Genomic DNA, 21,465 nt, shown 5'->3' on the forward strand with positions numbered 1-21,465 from the left:
TTGCAAACGCTATAATTCGCAAACATAAAAACCGCCAGGATACACTCTCGCATGTCCTGGCGATTCATCAATATTTTAAATTATTTTATCTACATTGCCTTCTTATATATCTCAGCGATCTCCTCCTGTGTGAATACCACAGGGTTGTTAGCTATGCTGGCCGCCGAAACCTTCATGCAGTTCTCAGCCATCCAAGGAATATCCTTCTCCTCGATTCCTAGATCTGAAAGCTTGACATCCAGATCAAGATTCTTCAGAAGAGTTCTGATCTTCGATGCCAGATCATCCGCCGTGATACCACCAAATATTCTGGCGATCTTCGCAAACTTGAAGTGATCTCCCTTGTAGGATGCCTCGATGATAACCGGTGTCAGAGCTGCGAGATCTTTGATGTGTATGCCTCCATGCAGTGGCACAGTGCATCAAATCCAACTGCTGCAAGCACATGCTTTGGCATGGTCTTCATGCAGTCCGGATCCACGATGGATACCTTTGCCACGATGGCATTGCATCTGAGCGACTTCTTGTCGCCATTTTCCGGATTGGTGAGAACCGCAAATCCATTTCCCTCTGAACCTGTTCCACAGGTTGTAGGAATAAGCACAAGCGGAAGTGCCGTATCGCTGACCCAAGCGAAAATACAACCTCAACCTGATATCCGGCGGAAAGGGAATGGAGAACATCGTAAGCTGGGTATACATATCAGAGGATATATCCACATCCACATTCTTGAACGGAGGGGAACCTGCGGACTTATTCTGAATACCGGCAGATATATATTTGAGGAGGACATAACCGATGAGATCGTCAGGCTGTGTCACCTATATTCGTTCCCGCTGTTCACCATGCCATGGGACACAAGGATATTTGATATAACCCACGACTACTACAACAGGATATTTGAAGACTCCAGGGATGATGGCAACATGACCGCAGCATTCCAGAATATTCTCATGGGGAATTCTCTGACCGACGAGCAGACTGACACACTAAGAGGCTCCGGATTCAACAATGGCTGCTACAACGTTCTGTCCATCGATACAGAAGCAACAGATGATTTCATGTATATCCTGCAGAAGGTCTGCAACAATACAGATCTTGTCTTTCATGCATTTGTATATGATGGCAGTCCGACAGTTATCCTGAGATGCCCTTCCTCCGGATCCATCGCAGACAAATGTAGTGACATCGCAGAGCAGCTCGGTGGTGTCATAGAGTACGACAAAACCCATCACTCAGCTCTGACGGACACTCTGTACGAATATCTTAAGTGCAGCGGCAGTGTTCAGCACATCTCTGAGAAAATGTTCTGCCACAGGAATACGATAAATTACAGGCTCCGGATAATAAAAGAAGAGCTGGAATATGATCTCTCCAATGCGGAGGTCAGATTCCAGCTCATGGCTGCATATAAGCTCAGAGAGATACGAAAAGTATAACTCTCTCCAATTATATCCATTACATAAAATGTGCATACACCGACGCGAGTATGACCGTGAGTATTCCTGTAACTGCAATCGACAGACTACTCATGGCTCCTTCAACCTCGCCGATCTCCATAGCCTTGGCAGTTCCGATGGCATGGGCTGATGATCCCAGGGCAAGTCCCTTTGATATAGGTTCTTTGATACGGAATATCTTGAACACGATCTCTCCGATTATATTGCCGATCACTCCGGTCACAACTATGACTGCAACCGTGATGGTCACATATCCGCCAAGCTCTTCCGAAACACCCATTCCGATAGCTGTGGTTATGGACTTCGGAAGAAGTGTCACATAATCTTTATGGGAAAGTCCCATGACCTTGCACAACACAAGGACTGTAGTCAGACTCGTTATAACTCCGGCAACTATACCGCCGAGCACAGCCTTATAATTGTGCTTTAAAAGCTCCCACTGCTCATAGAGTGGGATTGCAAGACACACTGTAGCCGGTGTGAGGAACCAGCTCAGATACTTTGCGCCTTCATTGTACACATCGTAATCCACATCAGCCACAACCAGAACCACTATAGTCACTATGATGGACACCAGCAGTGGATTAAGTATAGCTATCTTAAGTTTCTTTTTAAGTACACTTCCAAACATATATGCCAGAAGGCTTATAGTCACCCCTGCAAATATGGACGATTCAAACATATCACTCATTTTCAGTCTCCTTCTTCCTGTCTCTCCTTATTATAAGCTGTGATACCCAGCCTGAAGCAAGCATGACCGTTATGATAACGACCACCGTTATAACGCTGACTGGCACAAGCACAGGCTTAAGCGTTCCCCACGACGACATAAGGCCCACACCGGCTGGTATGAACATAACCGGCATGATCTCTATGAGAAACTTGCCCACACTCTTCACATCGTCCAGCTTGAGGATCTTGGTCTGTAGGCAGATAAACATGATAACCATACCATATATACTCGCCGGAATCGGTAGTGGAACTATGTACTTAAGTATCTCACCGATAAAGGATATGGCGAGGATTATAAGAAACTGCTTCAAATATTTCATCTTTTTTGTCTTCCTTCTATATATTTATCATGCACATATGGAGCAACAATTCATAACTTTGGTATACATGCCTGTATACAGCCTCCGCATGTCGGGCCTTTTTCACAAAAAAGGAGGTTCGATACACAGATATAATTACTCTGTATATTCAAACCACCCTTTAACCCTTTGATTATTATATTCTCACTCTGATTTTATTCAATAGAATATTCTGCTTTTTCTAATTTTTGATAAATATAACAAATTTTTTAATTCAATCTGAAAATATTTCGTAAATATTTCTATTGACTATTATTTTTTGCAGGAATCTCATCCTATGAATTTTTCATGATCACTGTGTTCACAATATCCGCCGCATGCTCGCACACATCCATACAGTTCTCTATGCAGGCATATATGTTTTTCCACACGACCACAGTCCTAAGGTCACTCTCACCGTACAGTCTGTGCATATTCTCCACATACAATCTGTCTCCCTGCTCCTCAAGATCATTTACCCTGATTATGCTCTGCCCAATGGTCTTTGAACTTTTGAATCTCTTCAATTCTCCGATCACATCCTGCAGTGCCTTGATGCACTCGAGGAGCAGTTCTACCATCTGGGGTACATCCTCTCTGATAGTATCCACATTGCACATATAAATCTGTAGGAACACATCCTCAACAGCATCGGTAATATCATCCAGATAGTTAGACAGGGCAACCAGATCCTCCCGTTCAATCGGTGTTATGAACGCCTGACTGAGCACAGTCATCATCTTATGTTTCTTGCCATCGGCCTTCTGCTCAAGCTCATGCATACGATCAAGATTTTCCTTGATGGTGTCCACCGAAAAATCCACGACTACGTTCTTCAGAAACTCCGCAGCCTGATACGAGATCTCCACACATGTATTCAGATTTTTAAAATAAAACTCGTCCTTTTTCTTCTTCATAGTTTTTCTCCTTATAATAAAAACTCTGTGTTTGTAGGTGGTTGAAAAACTCATACGCTGCAATCGTGTAAGTGATTTTTGCATTACCAAATCAGGGGAATACGCAGCCGCCGGTCCTTAGGTGGAGCCTCAAGCGGCACCTTAGTACCGCTGCAGGCTAAGTTAAGTGGGAACGACCCCTGATTGGTATGTCAAAATATCACTTGCACTTCTCAGCCTGCATTTTCAACCACCTACAAACTACCCCAGCCACACGATCAGCAGCTTTGCCATGCCATATCCTATGACACCGCAGCCAGGGAATGTGAGCACCCAGGCGAGCACCATATCACGCACCACCTTGAGGTTGATCGCAGATGCCCTCTTCTCAGCACCCACGCCCATGATGGCTGTCGTCTTCACATGGGTGGTGCTGACCGGGATTCCACATACCGTCGAGAGCAGGATACAGAGTGCCGCCGACAGATCAGCCGCAAATCCCTGATATTTCTCAAGCTTTACCATATCCATTCCAACAGACTTGATGATCTTCTTTCCTCCAATTGATGTTCCAAGTCCCATGACAACCGAGCAAAGTATCATCATCCATATTGGTATCATTACATTTTCTGCACTGCTCTGTCCATTTACGAGAAACAGCCCAAGCAGGAGAACTCCCAGGAACTTCTGACCGTCCTGGGCTCCGTGCATGAATGCCACCGCCGCCGAGCCGGCCACCTGTGCTTTTGAGAAGAAAGCATTTGTCTTTCTTCTGTCAAAGCGGTAACAGATAACCGCGAGCAGCTTGCACACCACAAATCCGACTGCGAATCCGAGAACGGTTGACAGCACAAGACCATATATTACTTTTATCCACTCTGAAGGATTTACACCGTCCAGTCCTCCCTGAAGTGCTATGGCTGCGCCCGTAAGTCCGGCTATCAGTGCATGGCTCTCACTTGTTGGTATGCCAAATGCCCATGCACCGATTGCCCATATTACGATCGCCGTCATTGCCGCACACAGAGCGATCATAGCTGAGTCTGTGTCACCGCCGAAATTCACCATGTTCTTGATAGTCATGGCTACCTTTGAATTGACAAGCGACATGATAAGCACCCCAAGGAAATTGCAGGCAGCCGCCATAATTATCGCCTTATCCACATCTATACATCTGGTAGACACACACGTCGCTATGGCATTTGGTGCATCCGTCCATCCATTTACCAGAATTACTCCAAGTGTCAGCAGGACGGCGATCAAAAGCGCCGGATGGCTCACAACCTGCTCTGCAAAATATGAAAATGTAATATTCTCCAGCATGTCTATCTCCTATTATCCTGTATGGCCTTAATGATCTGTATTATCGCAGTTGGTGCAAATGCAAGTCCCGCTATCTTCAGCACATCCGCTGCTCCAAGACTTACCACGCTGAACAGACTGTGAAGTCCCGGTATGAACAGGACCGCAGCCAGAAATGCCACTCCGGCTAAAAATGCATATACGCTGTATTTATTTGATCTAAATCCAAGCTTAAACATCGACTCCTCACTTCTGCAGTTAAAACCGTGGAACAGTCTGGCAAGTGTCAGTGTTGCAAATGCCATGGTAGTGGCTTTTGCCGGACTCACCGGCAGGCCAAGATGGAATGCTGTCATGGTCGCTATAGCGATGAGAAGGCCCTCCGAGAGCATCTTTGCCATAAAGTCAGATGTCAGTATTCCCTTCTTAGGATCCCTCGGTTTTTCTGAGAGCAGCGATGGATCAGCCGGCTCCATTCCTATCGCGAGCGCAGGAAGAGAATCTGTGAGCAGGTTGATGAATAACAGATGTACAGGTGCAAACGGAACAGGCAGGGCAGCTATCGAGGTATAAAGCACCGCCAGTATTCCAGCTGTGTTTCCTGACAGCAGGAACAGTATCGCATTCTTTATGTTCCTGTATACATTTCGTCCATTTGACACCGCCTTGATGATGGTTGCAAAGTTGTCATCTGACAGTATCATAGCCGCCGCGTCCTTGGACACCTCCGTGCCGGTTATTCCCATGGCAACACCTATGTCTGCTTTCTTGAGTGCAGGGGCATCATTGACACCATCGCCTGTCATGGCTACTATATTGCCGTTCTTCTGCCATGCATCGACTATCCTTATCTTATTCTCCGGTGACACCCTGGCATATACAGATATCTTTGTTATGTCACGTGCAAGCTCCTCATCAGACAGAGCGTCAAGCTCCTCTCCCGTGAGTGCCATGTCCCCATCTTCGTATATTCCGATCTGCTTCGCTATGGCAACCGCTGTGATCTTGTGGTCTCCAGTTATCATGACCGGCTTTATGCCCGCACGCCTTGCATCGGCAACCGCTGCCATAGACTCCGGGCGTGGCGGATCCACCATGGACACAAGTCCAAGGAATGTAAATCCATACTCAGTATCAACTCCCAGTACCTCATCACTTTCCTTATATGCAAATGACAGTACACGGAGGCCATTCTCTGAGAATGCCTTGTTCTGAGCCTTGATCTTCGCTTTTTCTTCATCTGTCATAGGCTTTACGCCATCGCTGTATCTCACGCTTACGCATCTGTCAAGCAGCACATCAACAGCACCCTTGGTGAGTATGGTCGGAACCCCATGAAGCAGATACTTTGTACTCATAAGCTTTCTGTCCGAGTCGAACGGAACCTCCTCCATTCTGTCCATGCAGTCCCTGAGTACATCCTCCTTCAGACTCCATTTTACAGCCTCCGCAGGAACAGAGGTACCTTTACCCTCCGTCTCCATGCCTGGCATCATGTGGACCTGGCGGAACATCTCAAGCAATGCATATTCCGTCGGATCTCCTATTCCTTTTCCATCCACTATGCTGGAATCATTGGTGAGAACCGCATCATATAGCAGATATCTGTGGAGCTGGTTATGGGAATCAAGCTCCTCCGGCTTGTAAAGTTTTCCATCCAGATATATCTCCTGCACGGTCATCTTGTTCTGTGTAAGTGTTCCGGTCTTGTCTGAGCAGATGACTGACACGCATCCAAGGCTTTCAACCGCCTTGAGGTTCTTGATGATCGCATTCTCCTTCGCCATCTTCTGGGTGCCAAATGCCTGCACGATGGTAACTATCGAACCAAGAGCCTCAGGTATTGCTGCAACTGCAAGAGCGACTGCGAACATCATGGAATCAAGCACCGCCATCTTTCTGTATATACAGAGGACAAATACCAGCGCGCACACGATCATGATGAATGCCGCAAGCCTTGCACTGAACTTGTCAAGGCTCTCCTGAAGCGGAGTCTTTCTCTCCTTTGCCGCATTCATAAGTCCTGCAATCTTGCCGAGCTCCGTATCCATTCCTGTTCCGGTCACAAGCACCTCTGCTCGTCCGTATGTAACAAGACTTCCTGAATACACCATATTTGTCCTGTCTGCAAGAGGCACGGAACCTTCTATTATTGCATCATTCTTTTCCACATTTGTAGATTCTCCGGTGAGTGAACTCTCATTTACCTGGAGTGAGAAGTTCCTGAGTATCCTTCCATCGGCAACTATCATATCGCCCGCCTCGAGCAGCACGATATCACCCGGAACTATCTCGCGGGACGGAAGCTCCTGCTTCACACCATCTCTCATAACTTTTGCATTTGGGGATGAAAGCTGTTTCAAACTGTCAAGCGAACGCTCGGCTTTCACATGCTGCACCGTTCCAAGCACAGCATTCATGACGAGTACCGCCAAGATTACTATGGTACTCTCGATATTGTCAGAAAACATAGAAATGACCGCTGCTATGATCAGTATGATCACCAGCAGGTCACAAAACTGGCTGAGGAACACCTGTAATGTGCTCTTTCTCTTGCCTTCCTGGAGAACATTTTCTCCCTTTTCACTGCGGATCTCCTCTGCCCGCTCCGTCGACAGTCCGCGGCTGTCTGTCTTGAATTCTTTTAGTAATTCATCACCGGAACAGTTCCAAAAATTTTTCTCTGTCATACACACCAGACTCCTTTTCTTCTTAATCTCTGTAAACAGGTTGTGTGTGTCATGCAAAGAAAAAGGAACGAGACCTTCATTGCATGATAAACACACAATAAAAGTCTCGTTCCTTTCAATTTCTATATACACTACTATATATACTCCGAAAGCGTGCGTCCCGGTTCCCTGCACAGGTATGTCCCAGCCAGAAAACGTGATGACGAGATCGCACAACATCTTATAACCGATGTGAACTACTCCCTGATATTTCCGACATAATAACACGGGAACCCTGTGATTGTCAAAGGATTCCCGGCTAGTATTTGGTAAAGAAATTATAAACTTTTAATTCAGAGCATCATAGCCGCTCTCCTTTGTACGGATCTTAGTTGCAGTGCGGATCTCGTAGCTGAATATCTTGCCGTCTCCAACCTCGCCTGTATATGCCGCCTTCTGGATAGCCTCGATGGTCTTCTTCTCCCATTCCTCAGATGACACAACTATCTCAAACTTGATCTTTGGCTGCATCACCACATCTACCTCCGTACCACGGACAAGTTTCTTATATCCTCTCTGTGCCCCGCATCCCATAACCTGAGACACTGTAATTCCATTTACATCTATAGCGTTCAGTGCTTCCTTGACGTCCTCAAAGACCTCCTCGCGCACGATAGCCTCAACCTTTATCATCATAATGATATTCTCCTTTCACTTTGCCAAATTTCCAGAATATGCAGGCAATTGCGAACATAGTATTCTTATTTTGTTGAGCTGATTTAGAACTACCAACTCAGGGATATACGAGGGCGCCGGTCCTTAGGTGGTGCCCCCAGGCAGCGCCTTAGTACCGCTGCAGCCTGAGTTAAGCGGAAGCGCTCCCTGATTGGTATTCTAAATCAGTTCAACAGTCTATACATATCCAGTTCGCAATTGCATCCTCCTACGAATCAAGTCCATTGAATGTTGGATATGCACTCTCACCGTGCTCTGAGATATCCAGACCTACCTTCTCTTCTCTGTCTGTTACACGGAGTGGTGTGAAGAGTCTCACGATTCCAAGACAGATAAGTGTTCCGACTACGGCTACCGCGATCGTAACCACAATGCCAACAAGCTGCATCAGAAACAAATGTGCATCTCCGAATACCAGACCATCCCAACGAGCTACACTGTTGATCGAGCTCTTTGCAAATAAACCTGTTGCGATACCTCCCCAGACACCTCCGATACCATGACATCCAAATGCATCAAGTGCATCGTCTATCTTCAGCTTACCCTTCAGGAATGATATTGTAAAGCAGCAGATCGGGCTGACAAGTGCACCGATGATGAATGATGACCAGATTGGTACGAATCCTGCACCAGGTGTTATGGCCACAAGACCGACTACAAGGCCTGTCGATGCACCGACCAGGGTAGGCTTTCCATCCTTTATAACATCTATTATCATCCATGAGAGCATTGCGCTAGCACTGGCAATTGCTGTTGTCATGAACGCATGTGCTGCAAGACCATTTGCGCCAAGGGCACTTCCGGCATTGAAACCGAACCATCCAAACCACAGTATAAATGCACCGAGTGCTACAAATGGAATGTTGTGAACTCTGTATGCTGTGTTCTCATATCCCTTTCTTCTTCCAAGGATGATAGAGAATACAAGGGCGCTCACACCTGAGCTTATATGTACTACATTTCCTCCCGCGAAATCAACTGATCCGATCTCTCCGAGGAAACCACCCTGGCCCCATACCATGTGAGCCATTGGGTAATAAACGATGATCGACCAGAGCATGATGAAGAAGAACAATGCCTTGAACTTCACACGTCCGACCAGTGAACCAGTGATAAGCGCCGGTGTGATCATGGCGAACATCATCTGAAATGCAACGTATACAAGGTGAGGTATATTGTCCGCATAAGGGCCAGCCTCATCCATCTTTATCCCGTTGAGTGCAAACCACTTGAGATCTCCTATAACACCTCCGTGGTTCGTGCCAAATGAGAGCGAGTAACCGAACAGCACCCACATGACAACTGAAAGTCCCATGATGGCCGTACATGCCATGATGGTATTTACAACATTTTTCCTCCTGACGAGGCCTCCGTAGAAAAATGCAAGTCCGGGTGTCATGAAGAACACCAGAGCCGCACAGATCATAATAAAACCAGTATCTCCCGTATTCATAGTTTCTTCCTCCTTAATTATACTCATCTGGGGAACGCGATATCTCATTCTCCCATGGGGACGGAGGTACCTGTCCCCTCCGTCTCCATTGTCGAAACAAAAAAGGCGCCAAACGAATCTTTTCGATTCATTTGACGCCTTTGTCGTGATTTATAATAGCAGACTTCAGAAAATAATGCAAGAGGTAATTTTAAATTGTTTTTCACAAGCTATTTTGTTGTTTTTGCAAAGTTTCTTAATTAAATCTTTATCGCGCACTCAATTTAGACATATCAGATTTTTTACGGCTGCTATTTCTACGCCACCCCTGTGGGCTCCATTCCAGCATTTCCAGCTGCTGCCATACTTACATTTGCCGTAACCGGGATATGTTCCTTATATGCAATTACAACATCCCGCATGGATGGCACTGACACACTCTCTGTCTGCCAGAACCGCTCTGTAACCACGGATATTGCATGTGTGATATGTCTGTAATCATTCTCGCATCCCAGAGCCTCACTGACATACCTGTCATGCATTTCTCTGAGATATTCCACTATGTCTCGCCCATCATCTATGCTTTCCATATTGACACCTACTGAAGATATCGTCTTATTCACATAGCCATGCAGCTCTGTCTCGTACTGGCAGTGTTCTCTAAGATTCCCAGGAAATATACTGTTGTGCGGATATGTGAATGAATCTGCCACGTAGTGAACAAGCTTTCCGAGAAGAAAGCTCTGTCTTATAGTTCCCATTCCGCCTTTTTCAAGTTTCTTTGTGAGTTTATTTGTAAGTTTTTCCATATACTTTTGGACATTTTCATAGTTGTGTCCTCTAAGCTTCTCCTCGCCATGGATGCTGCCCCTGAAATAAGTCAACATATTGATATCCGGCTCTATGCTGCCAAATATGAACGCCGCCTTCTTCAGCTTAGATGCGCCGGCATCCATATGATCCATAATATATCTGCTCAGATTCATGTGGTCTGCTGTTCTCATATTTAACGCCTCCTGCCTGTTCTGCCATCAAGCACAGCTTGATAAGCTTCTCATGTACAAATGTATCCTCTATATCTTTTTCGTTGTATATAGTGTAAACGATAGATATAAAATCCACAGGAAGAAACTATAAATACTTTCTAAATAGGCCGTAAAATATTCAGAAATTCATGGCAAGTAAGAGAGTTCCAGCAGTGATGCATACCACGCCAACAGCCGCTTTCTTGGTCAGCTTTTCGTGGAACACGATTCCTGAAAATGCAATGGTGATGAGCATGCTCAGCTTGTCTATCGGGACGACCACGCTTGCCGGTCCGTCCTGAAGTGCCCTGTAATAACACAGCCAGGATGCTCCCGTGGCTATTCCGGAGAGCGCAATAAACAGCAGCTCCTTCTTCTCTATGCCCTTTATCTCATGCTGTTTTCCTGACACAAACACCATAAGCCAAGCCATGACAAGAACCACCGTTGTCCTGATCGCCGTGCCCAGATTTGAGTTGATATCCGATATCCCTACCTTGCCGAGTATCGCTGTCAGACTGGCAAAAACAGCTGAGAGCACGGCGTACAACAGCCAGCTGCCATGCAAAAGTCCCATTCCCCGCTGTTTCTGTGCCACACTGCCACCGTCTGTTGACATATGTTCGACATCTTTCCCTGACAGCTCCTGATCATCTGCAGTTTTCTTTTTGGTGATCATAAGCATAGTGCCCACACCTATCATAACTATTGAGATACCCTTAACCCAGGTGATCCCCTCATGTAGGAATATAAGGGCAAGCAGAATCGTGAGCACGGTGCTTGATTTGTCTATGGGAACGACCTTGTTGATATCCCCTTTCTGCAGCGCCCTGAAATAACACAGCCAGGATGCGCCGGTTGCAAGGCCGGAGAGGACCAGAAAAAGCAAAGTCTTGCCGCTGATATATGTGTCTGCAGTCCAGGCTCCTGTGACAAGAACCATCAGCCAAGCAAACAGCAGAACCACAACTGTCCTTATGGCCGTCGCCACATCAGAATCCGTCTTTCTTATACCGCATTTTGCAAGTATCGCCGTGATTCCCGCAAAGAACGAAGAACCAGCAGCAAATAATATCCACATTTTACGCGCCTCCCATTTATATGTGACCGTAAGACACACTTACATTTATCATTTTGTATCATCTTTATAGCTAACAGGAAAATGATTAGAAAAAATTTTGATCTTTGATTAAGGTTGCGGGCGTAACAGTTACTGCAAAGTGATTTATTCTACAATGGCGGCGTCCGTCAGTCTGGAATAGTGAGCAGTATATTTCCGTAAAAACAGCAAAGCCGCCCGGTTTCGGACGGCAAATTGGCACAGGCTGTGTTTTATACTCCCCAAAGCAAAGCCAAGCACTTTTCTATTGCATATAAGTTCAAATCCTTGTTTTCTCGCTTTTCTCAGTCTACCCGCAGCATACGGTAACCGACGCCGATATGCGTCTGAATGTATTGCGGACTGTCCTTTTGCGACTCCAGCTTTTTGCGCAGGGTCGCCATGAACACCCGCAGAGAAGCAATATCTTTTTCCCAGCTGCTGCCCCAAATCTGCTGCGTGATATAGGTGTGCGTCAGCACCTTTCCGACATTATGAGAGAGCAGACACAAAAGCTTGTATTCAATCGGGGTCAGGTGCAATTCCTCCCCATTTAGATAAGCACAGCCGGCAGCATAATCAATTTTAAGCTTGCCGTTTTGGAAAACGGGTGAGTCGGCGTCGCCGCTTGCCTGAAGCAGCAGCAGCCGTCTTTGCGTGACCCGAAGGCGTGCCAAAAGCTCCTCTATGGAAAAGGGCTTTGTCAGATAGTCGTCCGCCCCGGCATCCAGCGCCGTGATTTTGTCTTTATCCTCGCTGCGCGCACTGATCACAATAATGGGCATATTTGACCATGAGCGGATGCTTTCGATCACCTGTGTGCCGTCGATATCCGGCAACCCCAGATCCAGCAGAACGATATCCGGGTTATGGGAGGTCGCTTCTATAATAGCGCTGTGTCCGTTCTCCGCGGTCAGGTAGCGGTAATCGTGCGCCTTTAATGTTGTTACGATCAGATTGCGGACGGGACGGTCGTCCTCCACAACGAGAACAAGGGGTTTATTCATTCAGAGTCACCTCGCTGAGCGGTAAAGTAAAGGTAAATATGCAGCCGTGCGGTACGTTATCCGTAAGCGTCAGCGTTCCGCCGTGCAGCTCTACGATAGATTTACACAGGGTAAGCCCGATCCCGAAGCTTCTGCGGCTGTCTGCAACGGTATTTTTCCCGGTGTAAAACATCTCAAAAATATGCGGTTTCATATCGTCTGCAATTCCGTTTCCGTTATCGGCGACTCGGATTACGGCATCCCCGCCCTGTTTTTCGGCACTTACGCAGATCTCGGAGCCTTGTTCGGTATATTTCAAAGCATTATCAATAAGGTTGACAATGACCTGCACGATAAGCTGTGCGTCCATACGGGCAAGGATCAAATCGTCGCACCTTACCGTCACCTTGTGTCCGACGGATTTTTTCTTCAAGTGCGAAACGGCTTCGTTGACCACTTCGTCTACAAGCTGGTCGGTAAGCTCCAGCTTCAGGCGTCCGTCATTCAGCCGTGTAACATACAGCAGATTTTCCACCACGCCGATCAGCCATTCGGAATCGTCATAAATATCTTTATAGATCTGCTGCTTGGTTGCTTCGTCCAGGCAGTTTCCGTTATGCAAAAGCGTGTCCGCATTACCCGAAACGGAGCAAAGCGGCGTGCGCAGATCGTGTGAGATCGACCGCAAAAGGTCGGCGCGCAGCTGCTCGCTTTTTGCAAGATCTGCCGCCCGTTCCTTTTCGGCGGCGTTGTGAGCATTATCCATTGCCAGCGCACATTCGTTCACAACCGAAAGTACGATGCTGCTCTCAAATGAATCGGGCTTTTCGGGTTTCATCGGTATCCCGATTACACCGTATACTCTGCCGCCTGCACGGATCGCAAGATAAAGACATTCGGATTTTCCAAACTGTGCTGTCGCTGCTCCTGCACGGCAACCGTTTTGAAGCACCCATTCTGCGGTCTGCCGCTCTGCATCGCTTAGCAGCTTTTCAGCGTGTGTATCCTTTTTTTCGGCATACAGCCGCCCGGACAACATTCCGTTTTCGCCTTTCGTATAGGCAACAATGCTTCGGTCAAGCAACCGCGAGAGCTGCATACAGGTCACGCTTAAAACATCATCGTTGCTTTTTGCTTTTTGCAGCAGACGATCAGTGTCGAACAGCACCTGCACACGGAACGCGGAGCGAGCCGAGAGCCTTGCATGATCTTTCAGCTTCGAGGCAAGCGTGCCGGTGAGAACGGAAGACGCCAGCATGACTGCAAAGGTAACGGGATAGCCTACGGCATATGTCTGAAAGGACAACCTGGGTTCGGTAAGGAAAAATCCGAACAATACAACACTTAGAAGTGAGCCTGCCATACTGCAAAGGTATCCTTTGGTCAAAACGGAGATCATCAGCACACCTAGGATGTATACCGTAACGATATTGGTATCGGGAAAGTCGAGATGGTCGAACAGAAACCCGATCGCCGTACATACGGCAAGCGCCAGGACGGTCACGGCAATATCCCGCAGCGACGGTATCTCTGCACCTAAGAACAGACGGCGTCTGTGCGGCTTTGTGTAGTTCAGTGCATCGGGAATAATATGAATGTCAACATCGGGGGCGGAGGAGATCAGCTTTTCAGTGAGAGTCGGTCTTCCGAACAGCCATCTGCGTCTGGCACTGCTTTGCCCGATCACAATTTTTGTGACATCGGAAAGCCTGACATATTCCGAGATCTGCAGCGGTACATCCTCGCCGTGCGTCATAACGATCTCGGCGCCGAGCCTTTGCGCGAGCTGTATGTTCTGCGAAAGTCGGGACTGATCCTCATCATTTATGACCGTATCCGTCTGCACATAGATGGCGGTAAATCTTGCATGAAGGGTCTTAGCCATCTTTGCGGCGGTGTGTATGATCCTTGCATTGGACGGAGAAGAGGATAGGCAGACAAGGATATGCTCGTCTGTATCGAATTTTGACTGTTCGTTTTGTACTTTCATCGGTTTCACCGCCATTTTTATTTTATTATTATACAGTAAAACTGTAAAAAAATCTACCGCAGTCTAAAAATCATTCTTCTGCCCATCGGAAAGAATAATATCGACATTTCCGTGCGTTTCACGAAAACGGCGGATCTCACATAATATTTCACTTTCGGACAGCCCCTGCGGCAGCAGAATTTCGGAAGGCTCACGGGATTCGTTTTCCTTTAACAATGCTTTTCTGTTTTCTTCAAGAAATCGATCCAGCCTGCTCATAAGATAAAATCCGAAAGCAAATATGCCAAGCAGGCTGACGATCAGCAATAGTTCAGCCATCCTCACTCACCTCTGTTAAATGCGAAAACACTTTTGCAGTTCTTTGTAAGCACCGAGAACCAAAAGAGTGGTCTTGTTCGTAAGAACGGTTTCCGGTGAAACTGCCATATTGATTTTTCCGTTCTCCTTGGTCGCCATGATATTGATGCTGTATTTTCTGCGGATATCCAGCTCTCCGACGGTTTTTCCGATCCACCCCTCCGGAACCTCTACCTCAAAAATGGCATGAGCCTCATCGACCTCGATGTAATCCCGTATGTGATCGGCGGTGTACCGAATAGCAGCCCAATTTGCTACCTGTTTTTCTGGGTAAACGACCTCGTCCGCTCCGTTACGCAGAAGAAATTTCTCCTGCACATCACGCTCGGCACGGGATACAACTAATTTTGCGCCGAGTTCTTTCAGCAAAGAAGTGGTTTCCAGCGAATTTTGAAAATTTCCTCCTATGGTGACTATGCACACATCAAAGTTTCCGATTCCGAGCGACTTTAAAAATTCCGTGTTTGTGCTGTCACCTATCTGTGCGTTAGTAACGATCGGCAGAATTTTATTGACCCTTTCTTCGTTGCTGTCTACCGCCATCACCTCATGCCCGAGCTTATTCAGCTGCAAAGCGATATGCCTACCGAATCTGCCGAGACCTATCAACAATATGTTTTTCATAATATAGTAACTCCTTTATCCTACTGTGATATTTTCGAGCGGCAGCTTTGCACCGCTCTGATTTTTATTGGAGATCGCCGCGTAAATCAGGGTAAGTCCGCCGACTCTGCCGAGATACATCAAGACGATCAAAATAAGCTGAGAAAGAACACCGAGCTGCGGTGTGATCCCAAGGGTAAGCCCGACCGTTCCGACAGCGGACGCCGTTTCGTAAAGGCAGGTGCTAAGCGGCAGACCTTCTGCCGTGCTGATAACAATGCCGCCGACAAAAAACAGCAGGAAATACATTACGGCAACGGCTGCGGCGTTTTTCACTGCCGAACCGTCAATGCGCCTGCCGCAGACTTCGACATCGTCCTTTTTGCAACAGACGGAGAATGCACTCAGAATCAGAACGGCAAGCGTGGTCGTTTTCATACCGCCTGCCGTGGAGCCGGGCGATCCGCCGACGAGCATCAGCAGAATCATAATTGCCTTGGAGGAACCGGTCATAGCGGGAAGATCGGCGGTATTGAAACCGGCGGTTCTCGGTGTGACAGACTGAAAAAGCGACGCAAGAATCCTTTCGGCGAGCGGCAGCCCCGTAAAATCACAGAAGAAAAAGAATACTGCGGGAGCGATAATGAGGATTGCCGTTGTTACCAATATGACCTTACTCTGCATACGGTATTTTTTGAAATGCCACTTGTTTGTGTAAATATCGTCCCAGGTCAAAAATCCAATACCGCCCACAATAATTAAAAGCATAATTGCAATGTTTATTGTAGGCTCTCCGATGTATCCCGTAAGAGACGGGTATTTGTTTTCTGCGGTGCCGAGTATGTCAAAGCCGGCGTTGCAAAAGGCGGAAATTGAATGAAATGCCGCCATCCAAATTCCCTTGATACCGAAGTTTCTGCAAAATGTCGGCAGCATGACGATCATTCCGATAAGCTCGATCAAAAAAGTTCCCCGTACAATAAAGCGGGTCAGGCGGACGATCCCGCCGACCTTCGGGGCAGAGATGGCGTCCTGCATGGTACTGCGCTGCATCAGCGATATTTTTCTGCCGGACAGCATGGCGAAAAATGCCGCAACTGTCACAACACCGAGCCCGCCTATCTGGATCATCAGCAGTATTACCGTCTGCCCGAAAGCGGACCAATAACTGCCCGTATCCTGCACGACCAGCCCCGTAACGCAAACGGCCGAGGTCGATGTGAACAGCGCCTCGTGAAACGGCGTAACAACTCCGGCAGTCGATGAAAACGGCAGCATCAATATCAGTGCTCCGAGCAGAATAACCCCGGCAAAGCCCAAAACGATCAGCTTAAAGGATGACAGTCGCTTTTTTCTATGTATAATTTCAGACATATATACTTCTCCTATTTTTGTTTGTTTACAAAGAGTATATCATGAAATATAAAAAAACGGTGTAATGATCCGGTGTGCTGTATTAAGATTGCATTAAGGCTCTCGGCTTTGACAAAGACACCGCCGAAGGAGCCATATCAATTCTGACAGAACTCGGCATCATATCATGATCAGACATTTGAATAAAATATCCCCATATAATTTCTGGGAATAAATAATTTCAGAATTATATGGGGCATTTTATGTCTGTTCTATATTTCTACTACTAAATTATTCATATAAACATATCTATCATAGATAATCATATACTTTACAACAATCCCTTAACGTCCTCTGCGATCATCTCCGCATCAAGACGATTATCCTTAAGAACCTCTTCGACATCGTACCTGTCAAGGAATTCCTTCTTAAGACCATAATTCAGTACCTTCATATCCGAATCACCATAGAATCTTGCAATCTTCTCGCCGAATCCGCCGTCCAGTATACCATCCTCGATGGTGACGACAACCGAGTGATCTGCCTTGAGGCTTTCGAGAAGCTCCTCGTCAAGCCCTGTGATATAGTAAGGATTGATGACAGTGGCATCTATTCCAAGCTCACTCTTCATCTCGTCTGCCACGACATTTGCCAGACTGTAGAAGGTTCCAAGGCCGAGTAGGGCAACCTTGCTTCCCTTCTGTGTCACCTCATATTTATTCAGATCTCCAAAGTTCTTCGTAACAGGTCTTCCACTTACCATCGCACCACCTGGAAGCTTGATGGCCACCGGATGCTCATTCTGCTCTATGCTCCAGTCAAGCATGGCAATATACTCTTCCTTTGTTGTCGGAGCAAGATATACAAGATTCGGGATATTTGAAAGCATCGGGATATCCTGAAAGCCCAGATGTGTCACATCGTTCATTCCATATACAGACCCTGCAAATGTCACTATAGTGGCTGCATTGTTGTTGATACAGAGATCCTGGGATATCTGGTCAAATGTTCTCTGCACAAATGAGCTATACACACCGAACACTGGCTTTCCGCCGCCTGCTGCAATTCCTGATGCAAGTGCCACCGCTGTCTCCTCTGCGATTCCCACGTCAACAAACTGCTTTCCGGCCTCACGTCTCTTATCCTCTGTAAATCCTATAACTGTCGGTGTTCCCGCTGTGATGGCAACGACCTTTGGATCCTTCTTCATCTTGTCAAGCAGGTAATCACAGGACACGCTTGAGTAGTCCTCCTCGTCACCTTCAAATAACGATCTTCCTGTCTCTATGTCAAACGGTCCGCTGTAGTGCCACTGCTCCTTGTGCTCCTCGGCTGGTGCATAACCCTTTCCCTTGAGGGTTCTGATGTGGACCACAACAGGCTTCTTTGAATCTTTTACCTTCTGGAATGTGTCTATGAGGGCTGCCACATCATTGCCTTCGTGCACGTAATAATAATCAAGTCCCATGGCGCGGAACAGATTGCACTCTGCTGTTCCCTTAGTATCTCTGAGTAATTTGAGATTTGTATAGAGTCCTCCGTGGTTCTCAGCTATGGACATATCGTTGTCATTTACAACTATGATGAGGTTGCCATCCAGTTCTTTAGCGTAGTCCAAGCCTTCAAGGGCCTCTCCTCCTGACAGGGAGCCATCACCTATCACCGCTATCACATTTCCCTCTGCGCCCTGAAGGTCCCTTGCCTTTGCAAGACCTGCAGCCAGACTGATGGATGTTGAGGTATGTCCAACCGTGAAGAAATCGTGCTCGCTCTCATGCGGGTTGCTGTAACCAGTCACATCATCATAGTGCTCCTCATAGAGGTATGCATCCTTTCTTCCAGTAAGCATCTTGTGCGGATAGCTCTGGTGTGACACGTCATACACAATCTTATCCTTAGGTGACTCAAATACATAGTGAAGTGCTATGGTTGCCTCAACCATACCAAAGTTTGGCCCAAAATGTCCGCCGTGTTTGCTGGCTCTGATGAGAAGTGCATGTCTCATCTCGTCTGCAAGTGTTCCCATCTCGTCTACTGTCAGTTTCTTTACATCCTGTGGTCCGTTGATATTTTCAATATACATTTTTTCTTTATCCTCCTGTTTTTACATAGTGCATTCGCCATCGGTAATTTACCTGTCCCATACAAGCTTGCCGGTCTTCACGGCCTCCTCATATTTGGATATCTTGTAATGTAATCTATCCATGGTGGCTTCAATCTGTTTTCTCTGCTCCTCAAGTTTCTCATACTGCTCCTTAAGGAGATCCAGCCTCGCGCCAAATGTAGCATCTCCCATCTGGAACAGTTTTACATATTCAATAAGCGCCTCTATCGGAACACCAGCATTTCTCATGCATACAGTGTGTTCAACCCAATCGACATCCTTTTCCTGATAATCTCTGTTGCCACTGGCATTTCTCGCTACAGGAGGGATAAGCCCGACCCTCTCGTAATACCTGAGCGTATCAGCGGTGATATCAAACTTTTCACTTACCTCTTTGATAGTCATATTGCCACCTCTTTCCTAATTTCAAGAAAACCTTTCTATTTATAGCTATATGCACTCACACAATACCTATATGTTACATTGAATATATCACTTGGAGCTCACTCCAAGTCAACCCCCAATTTTCACCCCTTATGGGGACGGAGGTGCCTGACCCCATACAGGATATAAAAGAGGCGGGCAACGTAGTTACCGCTGTCCGCCTTTATATACATGAATATGTAAATTTTTATGCTACGCACTGATTCCAACTGTCGAGCAGATGTTTACTGCAATGATATCATCCACTGTTACACCAAAGATGGCGGCCAGAATGATCAGGTTATCTACGGTTGGCATAGCCATACCCTTCTGCCACTTGTATATCGCATTTGGAGTGGCAAATCCAAATATATCCTGCAGATCCTTTACAGAAAAACCTGCATTCTGTCTAAGCTTCACAATATTTCTGCCTGTTCCTGTCATGTCAATTGTTGGTACATTACACATAATACTTCCCTCCCAAAATTCTCATCTCATCTGCATTGCTACAATTGTGACAGATTTCTTCTTCACAAAGACGAGTTAAAAAACACGCAAAAAACGCCCATCCACATGAATACTTCTATAATACTCACATGGATGGACGCTTTTTCGTACATCATGATTCCAATCTATAAATGCTGATAGATCTGGCTGATCTCAGTCTATCGAAACCTATCTGATCTGTTATGTATTTGCTCAGATCATTCAGGTCAGCATATTTGTATGATCATGTTCCGTACGCTCTCGCCCTGTACCATATGAGTACATATGTTCACGCAGCTTATCATCTGTATGTAAAGTATTCCCTGCCACATCACTATTAAACTCTCGGGTTATGTATTTAGCGAAAACTATACTTAACATGATTCTTTCCTTTCCTGACTACCCTTCCGGGTTCCTTTTCCTAAGTCATTTTTTATTGGTGTGTCCTGATTTTCTTCTTTTATTTGACCACCTAAACTGTACTCTACCACAAATATAATTATTTGTCATTACACCGCTGGTATAAAATTATTTTATCCCCGGACCGACCTTTATCCCCGGCTGCTTCAAGCTCCCTCACTATCCAGGTCATGATAACATCCACCAGATACTCCTGCTGTCTTGGACCAAGCTCCACTCCCGGGGCAAATGTATGCCACTTACGTATGCATTCCCGGCAGCATGTAGCCGTGGCATGCTGTGCCACAAACACCGGATGTCCCCGCATGGGAGTCTGCTTTCCGTCATTTGGTATGAATGCCGGAGCTTCCCTCTGCGCTATGAAATCCCGTGCATGCTGTCTTATGGTATCCAGCCCCTTTTCATGTATATAGTCGATATCTTTCTGTGTCAAATGAAATCCACTGCGAAATTTCGACCTTCCCAGACGCTCAAAAAGCCGGGCGTACCATTCTTCCTTTGTCAACCCTATCATCTCCATGTAATTCTATAACAGAAAGTCTCTACAACTCTTCATCATTTCTCACAGAAAAATTCTATCTCCTCGCCAAGCGGTCCTCGGCAGAACGCGATCCTTGCCGGAAACCTTGGATCCGACTGGATCTCTATGTCCTTTGGCTCTACAAACACCTCATATCCTGCCTTTCTCACTGCCGAAACACAGGCATCCACATCCTCTGTGGCAAATGCAAAATGTCTTATATTTCCCTGCGGAAGCGGTGACTCACCATCCTCAAACACCTCGATGATGCCATCTCCAGTGTCAAACATGATCCCGCCATCCCATTTTCTCGCAACTGAAAGTCCCAATATATCACCATAAAACTCTGCTACATTCTTATACTCTTCGCTGCTGCAGCACTTAAGTGCCACATGATGTATTCCTTTTATAAGCGCCATCGTATTGCCTCCTTATGAAAACTGATTCTAAAAGCTGATTGAACCTTTATGATTAATATATATCTAATCCGTGCATTTTCCAAGTTCATTGTTCACTATCTCACGAATCTCATATA

The 21,465-nt window shown here is 46.5% G+C and carries 22 protein-coding genes; 1 reads left to right on the forward strand and 21 read right to left on the reverse strand.

The window, feature by feature from the left end; translation table 11 throughout:
• Nucleotides 1–89 precede the first annotated feature (89 nt).
• Nucleotides 90–416 (reverse strand): iron-containing alcohol dehydrogenase, encoded by a 327-nt coding sequence (locus tag CCU_RS14510; protein ID WP_055224433.1) that lies wholly within the window; start codon nt 414–416, stop codon nt 90–92.
• The gene (locus CCU_RS14515; RefSeq protein WP_055224435.1) at nt 371–604 is read right to left on the reverse strand and encodes an iron-containing alcohol dehydrogenase; all 234 of its coding nucleotides are present in this window, start codon (nt 602–604) and stop codon (nt 371–373) included. Before CCU_RS14515 ends, CCU_RS14510 begins: the two co-directional genes overlap by 46 nt.
• Nucleotides 605–845: 241 nt before the next feature.
• On the opposite strand from CCU_RS14515, the gene CCU_RS07855 reads away from it, so the two are divergent.
• Complete coding sequence (locus tag CCU_RS07855; RefSeq protein ID WP_015534209.1) at nt 846–1,439, forward strand: helix-turn-helix domain-containing protein; 594 nt, start codon at nt 846–848, stop codon at nt 1,437–1,439.
• A 19-nt stretch (nt 1,440–1,458) separates the two neighbouring features.
• Here the strand turns inward: CCU_RS07855 and CCU_RS07860 are convergent, their stop codons facing one another.
• The 19 genes from CCU_RS07860 to CCU_RS07950 form a co-directional block, all read right to left on the reverse strand.
• Entirely contained in the window at nt 1,459–2,151 is a 693-nt protein-coding gene (locus tag CCU_RS07860) for an LrgB family protein (protein ID WP_015534210.1), read from the reverse strand.
• Nucleotides 2,144–2,512 carry a CidA/LrgA family protein gene (locus CCU_RS07865; protein ID WP_004850651.1) on the reverse strand — a complete coding sequence of 123 codons (369 nt, stop codon included), beginning with the start codon at nt 2,510–2,512 and terminating at the stop codon, nt 2,144–2,146. The genes CCU_RS07860 and CCU_RS07865 overlap by 8 nt, the downstream gene beginning before the upstream one ends.
• A 314-nt stretch (nt 2,513–2,826) precedes the next feature.
• Entirely contained in the window at nt 2,827–3,447 is a 621-nt protein-coding gene (locus CCU_RS07870; protein ID WP_015534211.1) for a DUF47 domain-containing protein, read from the reverse strand.
• Between the two features lie 240 nt (nt 3,448–3,687).
• The gene (locus CCU_RS07875; protein ID WP_015534212.1) at nt 3,688–4,749 is read right to left on the reverse strand and encodes an inorganic phosphate transporter; all 1,062 of its coding nucleotides are present in this window, start codon (nt 4,747–4,749) and stop codon (nt 3,688–3,690) included.
• Nucleotides 4,750–4,751: 2 nt separating this feature from the next.
• On the reverse strand, nt 4,752–7,418 hold the full coding sequence (locus tag CCU_RS07880) for a cation-translocating P-type ATPase (RefSeq protein WP_015534213.1): 2,667 nt from the start codon (nt 7,416–7,418) through the stop codon (nt 4,752–4,754).
• 327 nt (nt 7,419–7,745) lie between these two features.
• Nucleotides 7,746–8,093, reverse strand: coding sequence for a P-II family nitrogen regulator (locus CCU_RS07885; protein WP_004850656.1), 348 nt, complete (start codon nt 8,091–8,093; stop codon nt 7,746–7,748).
• 247 nt (nt 8,094–8,340) lie between these two features.
• Nucleotides 8,341–9,585 (reverse strand): ammonium transporter, encoded by a 1,245-nt coding sequence (locus tag CCU_RS07890; protein WP_015534214.1) that lies wholly within the window; start codon nt 9,583–9,585, stop codon nt 8,341–8,343.
• Between the two features lie 296 nt (nt 9,586–9,881).
• Entirely contained in the window at nt 9,882–10,568 is a 687-nt protein-coding gene (locus CCU_RS07895; protein WP_015534215.1) for a zinc dependent phospholipase C family protein, read from the reverse strand.
• A gap of 160 nt (nt 10,569–10,728) precedes the next feature.
• On the reverse strand, nt 10,729–11,670 hold the full coding sequence (locus CCU_RS07900; protein ID WP_015534216.1) for an EamA family transporter: 942 nt from the start codon (nt 11,668–11,670) through the stop codon (nt 10,729–10,731).
• Between the two features lie 323 nt (nt 11,671–11,993).
• Entirely contained in the window at nt 11,994–12,695 is a 702-nt protein-coding gene (locus CCU_RS07905) for a response regulator (protein ID WP_015534217.1), read from the reverse strand.
• A complete protein-coding gene (locus tag CCU_RS07910; protein ID WP_015534218.1) occupies nt 12,688–14,664 on the reverse strand; it encodes an ATP-binding protein in 1,977 nt (658 codons plus the stop codon). The genes CCU_RS07905 and CCU_RS07910 overlap by 8 nt, the downstream gene beginning before the upstream one ends.
• 63 nt (nt 14,665–14,727) lie before the next feature.
• Nucleotides 14,728–14,982, reverse strand: coding sequence for a hypothetical protein (locus tag CCU_RS07915; protein ID WP_015534219.1), 255 nt, complete (start codon nt 14,980–14,982; stop codon nt 14,728–14,730).
• 15 nt (nt 14,983–14,997) lie between these two features.
• Nucleotides 14,998–15,645: a potassium channel family protein gene (locus CCU_RS07920; protein ID WP_015534220.1), complete on the reverse strand. Its 648-nt coding sequence runs from the start codon at nt 15,643–15,645 to the stop codon at nt 14,998–15,000.
• Between the two features lie 15 nt (nt 15,646–15,660).
• On the reverse strand, nt 15,661–16,998 hold the full coding sequence (locus CCU_RS07925) for a TrkH family potassium uptake protein (RefSeq protein ID WP_015534221.1): 1,338 nt from the start codon (nt 16,996–16,998) through the stop codon (nt 15,661–15,663).
• A 310-nt stretch (nt 16,999–17,308) separates the two neighbouring features.
• On the reverse strand, nt 17,309–19,060 hold the full coding sequence (locus tag CCU_RS07930; protein ID WP_015534222.1) for a 1-deoxy-D-xylulose-5-phosphate synthase: 1,752 nt from the start codon (nt 19,058–19,060) through the stop codon (nt 17,309–17,311).
• A 48-nt stretch (nt 19,061–19,108) separates the two neighbouring features.
• The gene (locus CCU_RS07935) at nt 19,109–19,486 is read right to left on the reverse strand and encodes a MerR family transcriptional regulator (RefSeq protein WP_015534223.1); all 378 of its coding nucleotides are present in this window, start codon (nt 19,484–19,486) and stop codon (nt 19,109–19,111) included.
• Between the two features lie 231 nt (nt 19,487–19,717).
• The gene (locus tag CCU_RS07940) at nt 19,718–19,972 is read right to left on the reverse strand and encodes a helix-turn-helix domain-containing protein (RefSeq protein WP_015534224.1); all 255 of its coding nucleotides are present in this window, start codon (nt 19,970–19,972) and stop codon (nt 19,718–19,720) included.
• A 517-nt stretch (nt 19,973–20,489) separates the two neighbouring features.
• A complete protein-coding gene (locus tag CCU_RS07945) occupies nt 20,490–20,915 on the reverse strand; it encodes a DUF4186 domain-containing protein (protein ID WP_161172236.1) in 426 nt (141 codons plus the stop codon).
• Nucleotides 20,916–20,965: 50 nt separating this feature from the next.
• On the reverse strand, nt 20,966–21,349 hold the full coding sequence (locus CCU_RS07950) for a VOC family protein (protein WP_015534226.1): 384 nt from the start codon (nt 21,347–21,349) through the stop codon (nt 20,966–20,968).
• Between the last annotated feature and the right edge of the window lie 116 nt (nt 21,350–21,465).

Source organism: Coprococcus sp. ART55/1 (genome assembly GCF_000210595.1).
Taxonomy (GTDB): domain Bacteria; phylum Bacillota; class Clostridia; order Lachnospirales; family Lachnospiraceae; genus Coprococcus; species Coprococcus aceti.

Coding starts and splice junctions, on each gene's coding strand:
- CCU_RS07855 (WP_015534209.1), top strand. CDS start 846: ATGCCATGGGACACAAGGATATTTGATATAACCCACGACTACTACAAC.
- CCU_RS07860 (WP_015534210.1), bottom strand. CDS start 2,151: ATGAGTGATATGTTTGAATCGTCCATATTTGCAGGGGTGACTATAAGC.
- CCU_RS07865 (WP_004850651.1), bottom strand. CDS start 2,512: ATGAAATATTTGAAGCAGTTTCTTATAATCCTCGCCATATCCTTTATC.
- CCU_RS07870 (WP_015534211.1), bottom strand. CDS start 3,447: ATGAAGAAGAAAAAGGACGAGTTTTATTTTAAAAATCTGAATACATGT.
- CCU_RS07875 (WP_015534212.1), bottom strand. CDS start 4,749: ATGCTGGAGAATATTACATTTTCATATTTTGCAGAGCAGGTTGTGAGC.
- CCU_RS07880 (WP_015534213.1), bottom strand. CDS start 7,418: ATGACAGAGAAAAATTTTTGGAACTGTTCCGGTGATGAATTACTAAAA.
- CCU_RS07885 (WP_004850656.1), bottom strand. CDS start 8,093: ATGATGATAAAGGTTGAGGCTATCGTGCGCGAGGAGGTCTTTGAGGAC.
- CCU_RS07890 (WP_015534214.1), bottom strand. CDS start 9,585: ATGAATACGGGAGATACTGGTTTTATTATGATCTGTGCGGCTCTGGTG.
- CCU_RS07895 (WP_015534215.1), bottom strand. CDS start 10,568: ATGAGAACAGCAGACCACATGAATCTGAGCAGATATATTATGGATCAT.
- CCU_RS07900 (WP_015534216.1), bottom strand. CDS start 11,670: ATGTGGATATTATTTGCTGCTGGTTCTTCGTTCTTTGCGGGAATCACG.
- CCU_RS07905 (WP_015534217.1), bottom strand. CDS start 12,695: ATGAATAAACCCCTTGTTCTCGTTGTGGAGGACGACCGTCCCGTCCGC.
- CCU_RS07910 (WP_015534218.1), bottom strand. CDS start 14,664: ATGAAAGTACAAAACGAACAGTCAAAATTCGATACAGACGAGCATATC.
- CCU_RS07915 (WP_015534219.1), bottom strand. CDS start 14,982: ATGGCTGAACTATTGCTGATCGTCAGCCTGCTTGGCATATTTGCTTTC.
- CCU_RS07920 (WP_015534220.1), bottom strand. CDS start 15,645: ATGAAAAACATATTGTTGATAGGTCTCGGCAGATTCGGTAGGCATATC.
- CCU_RS07925 (WP_015534221.1), bottom strand. CDS start 16,998: ATGTCTGAAATTATACATAGAAAAAAGCGACTGTCATCCTTTAAGCTG.
- CCU_RS07930 (WP_015534222.1), bottom strand. CDS start 19,060: ATGTATATTGAAAATATCAACGGACCACAGGATGTAAAGAAACTGACA.
- CCU_RS07935 (WP_015534223.1), bottom strand. CDS start 19,486: ATGACTATCAAAGAGGTAAGTGAAAAGTTTGATATCACCGCTGATACG.
- CCU_RS07940 (WP_015534224.1), bottom strand. CDS start 19,972: ATGTGTAATGTACCAACAATTGACATGACAGGAACAGGCAGAAATATT.
- CCU_RS07950 (WP_015534226.1), bottom strand. CDS start 21,349: ATGGCGCTTATAAAAGGAATACATCATGTGGCACTTAAGTGCTGCAGC.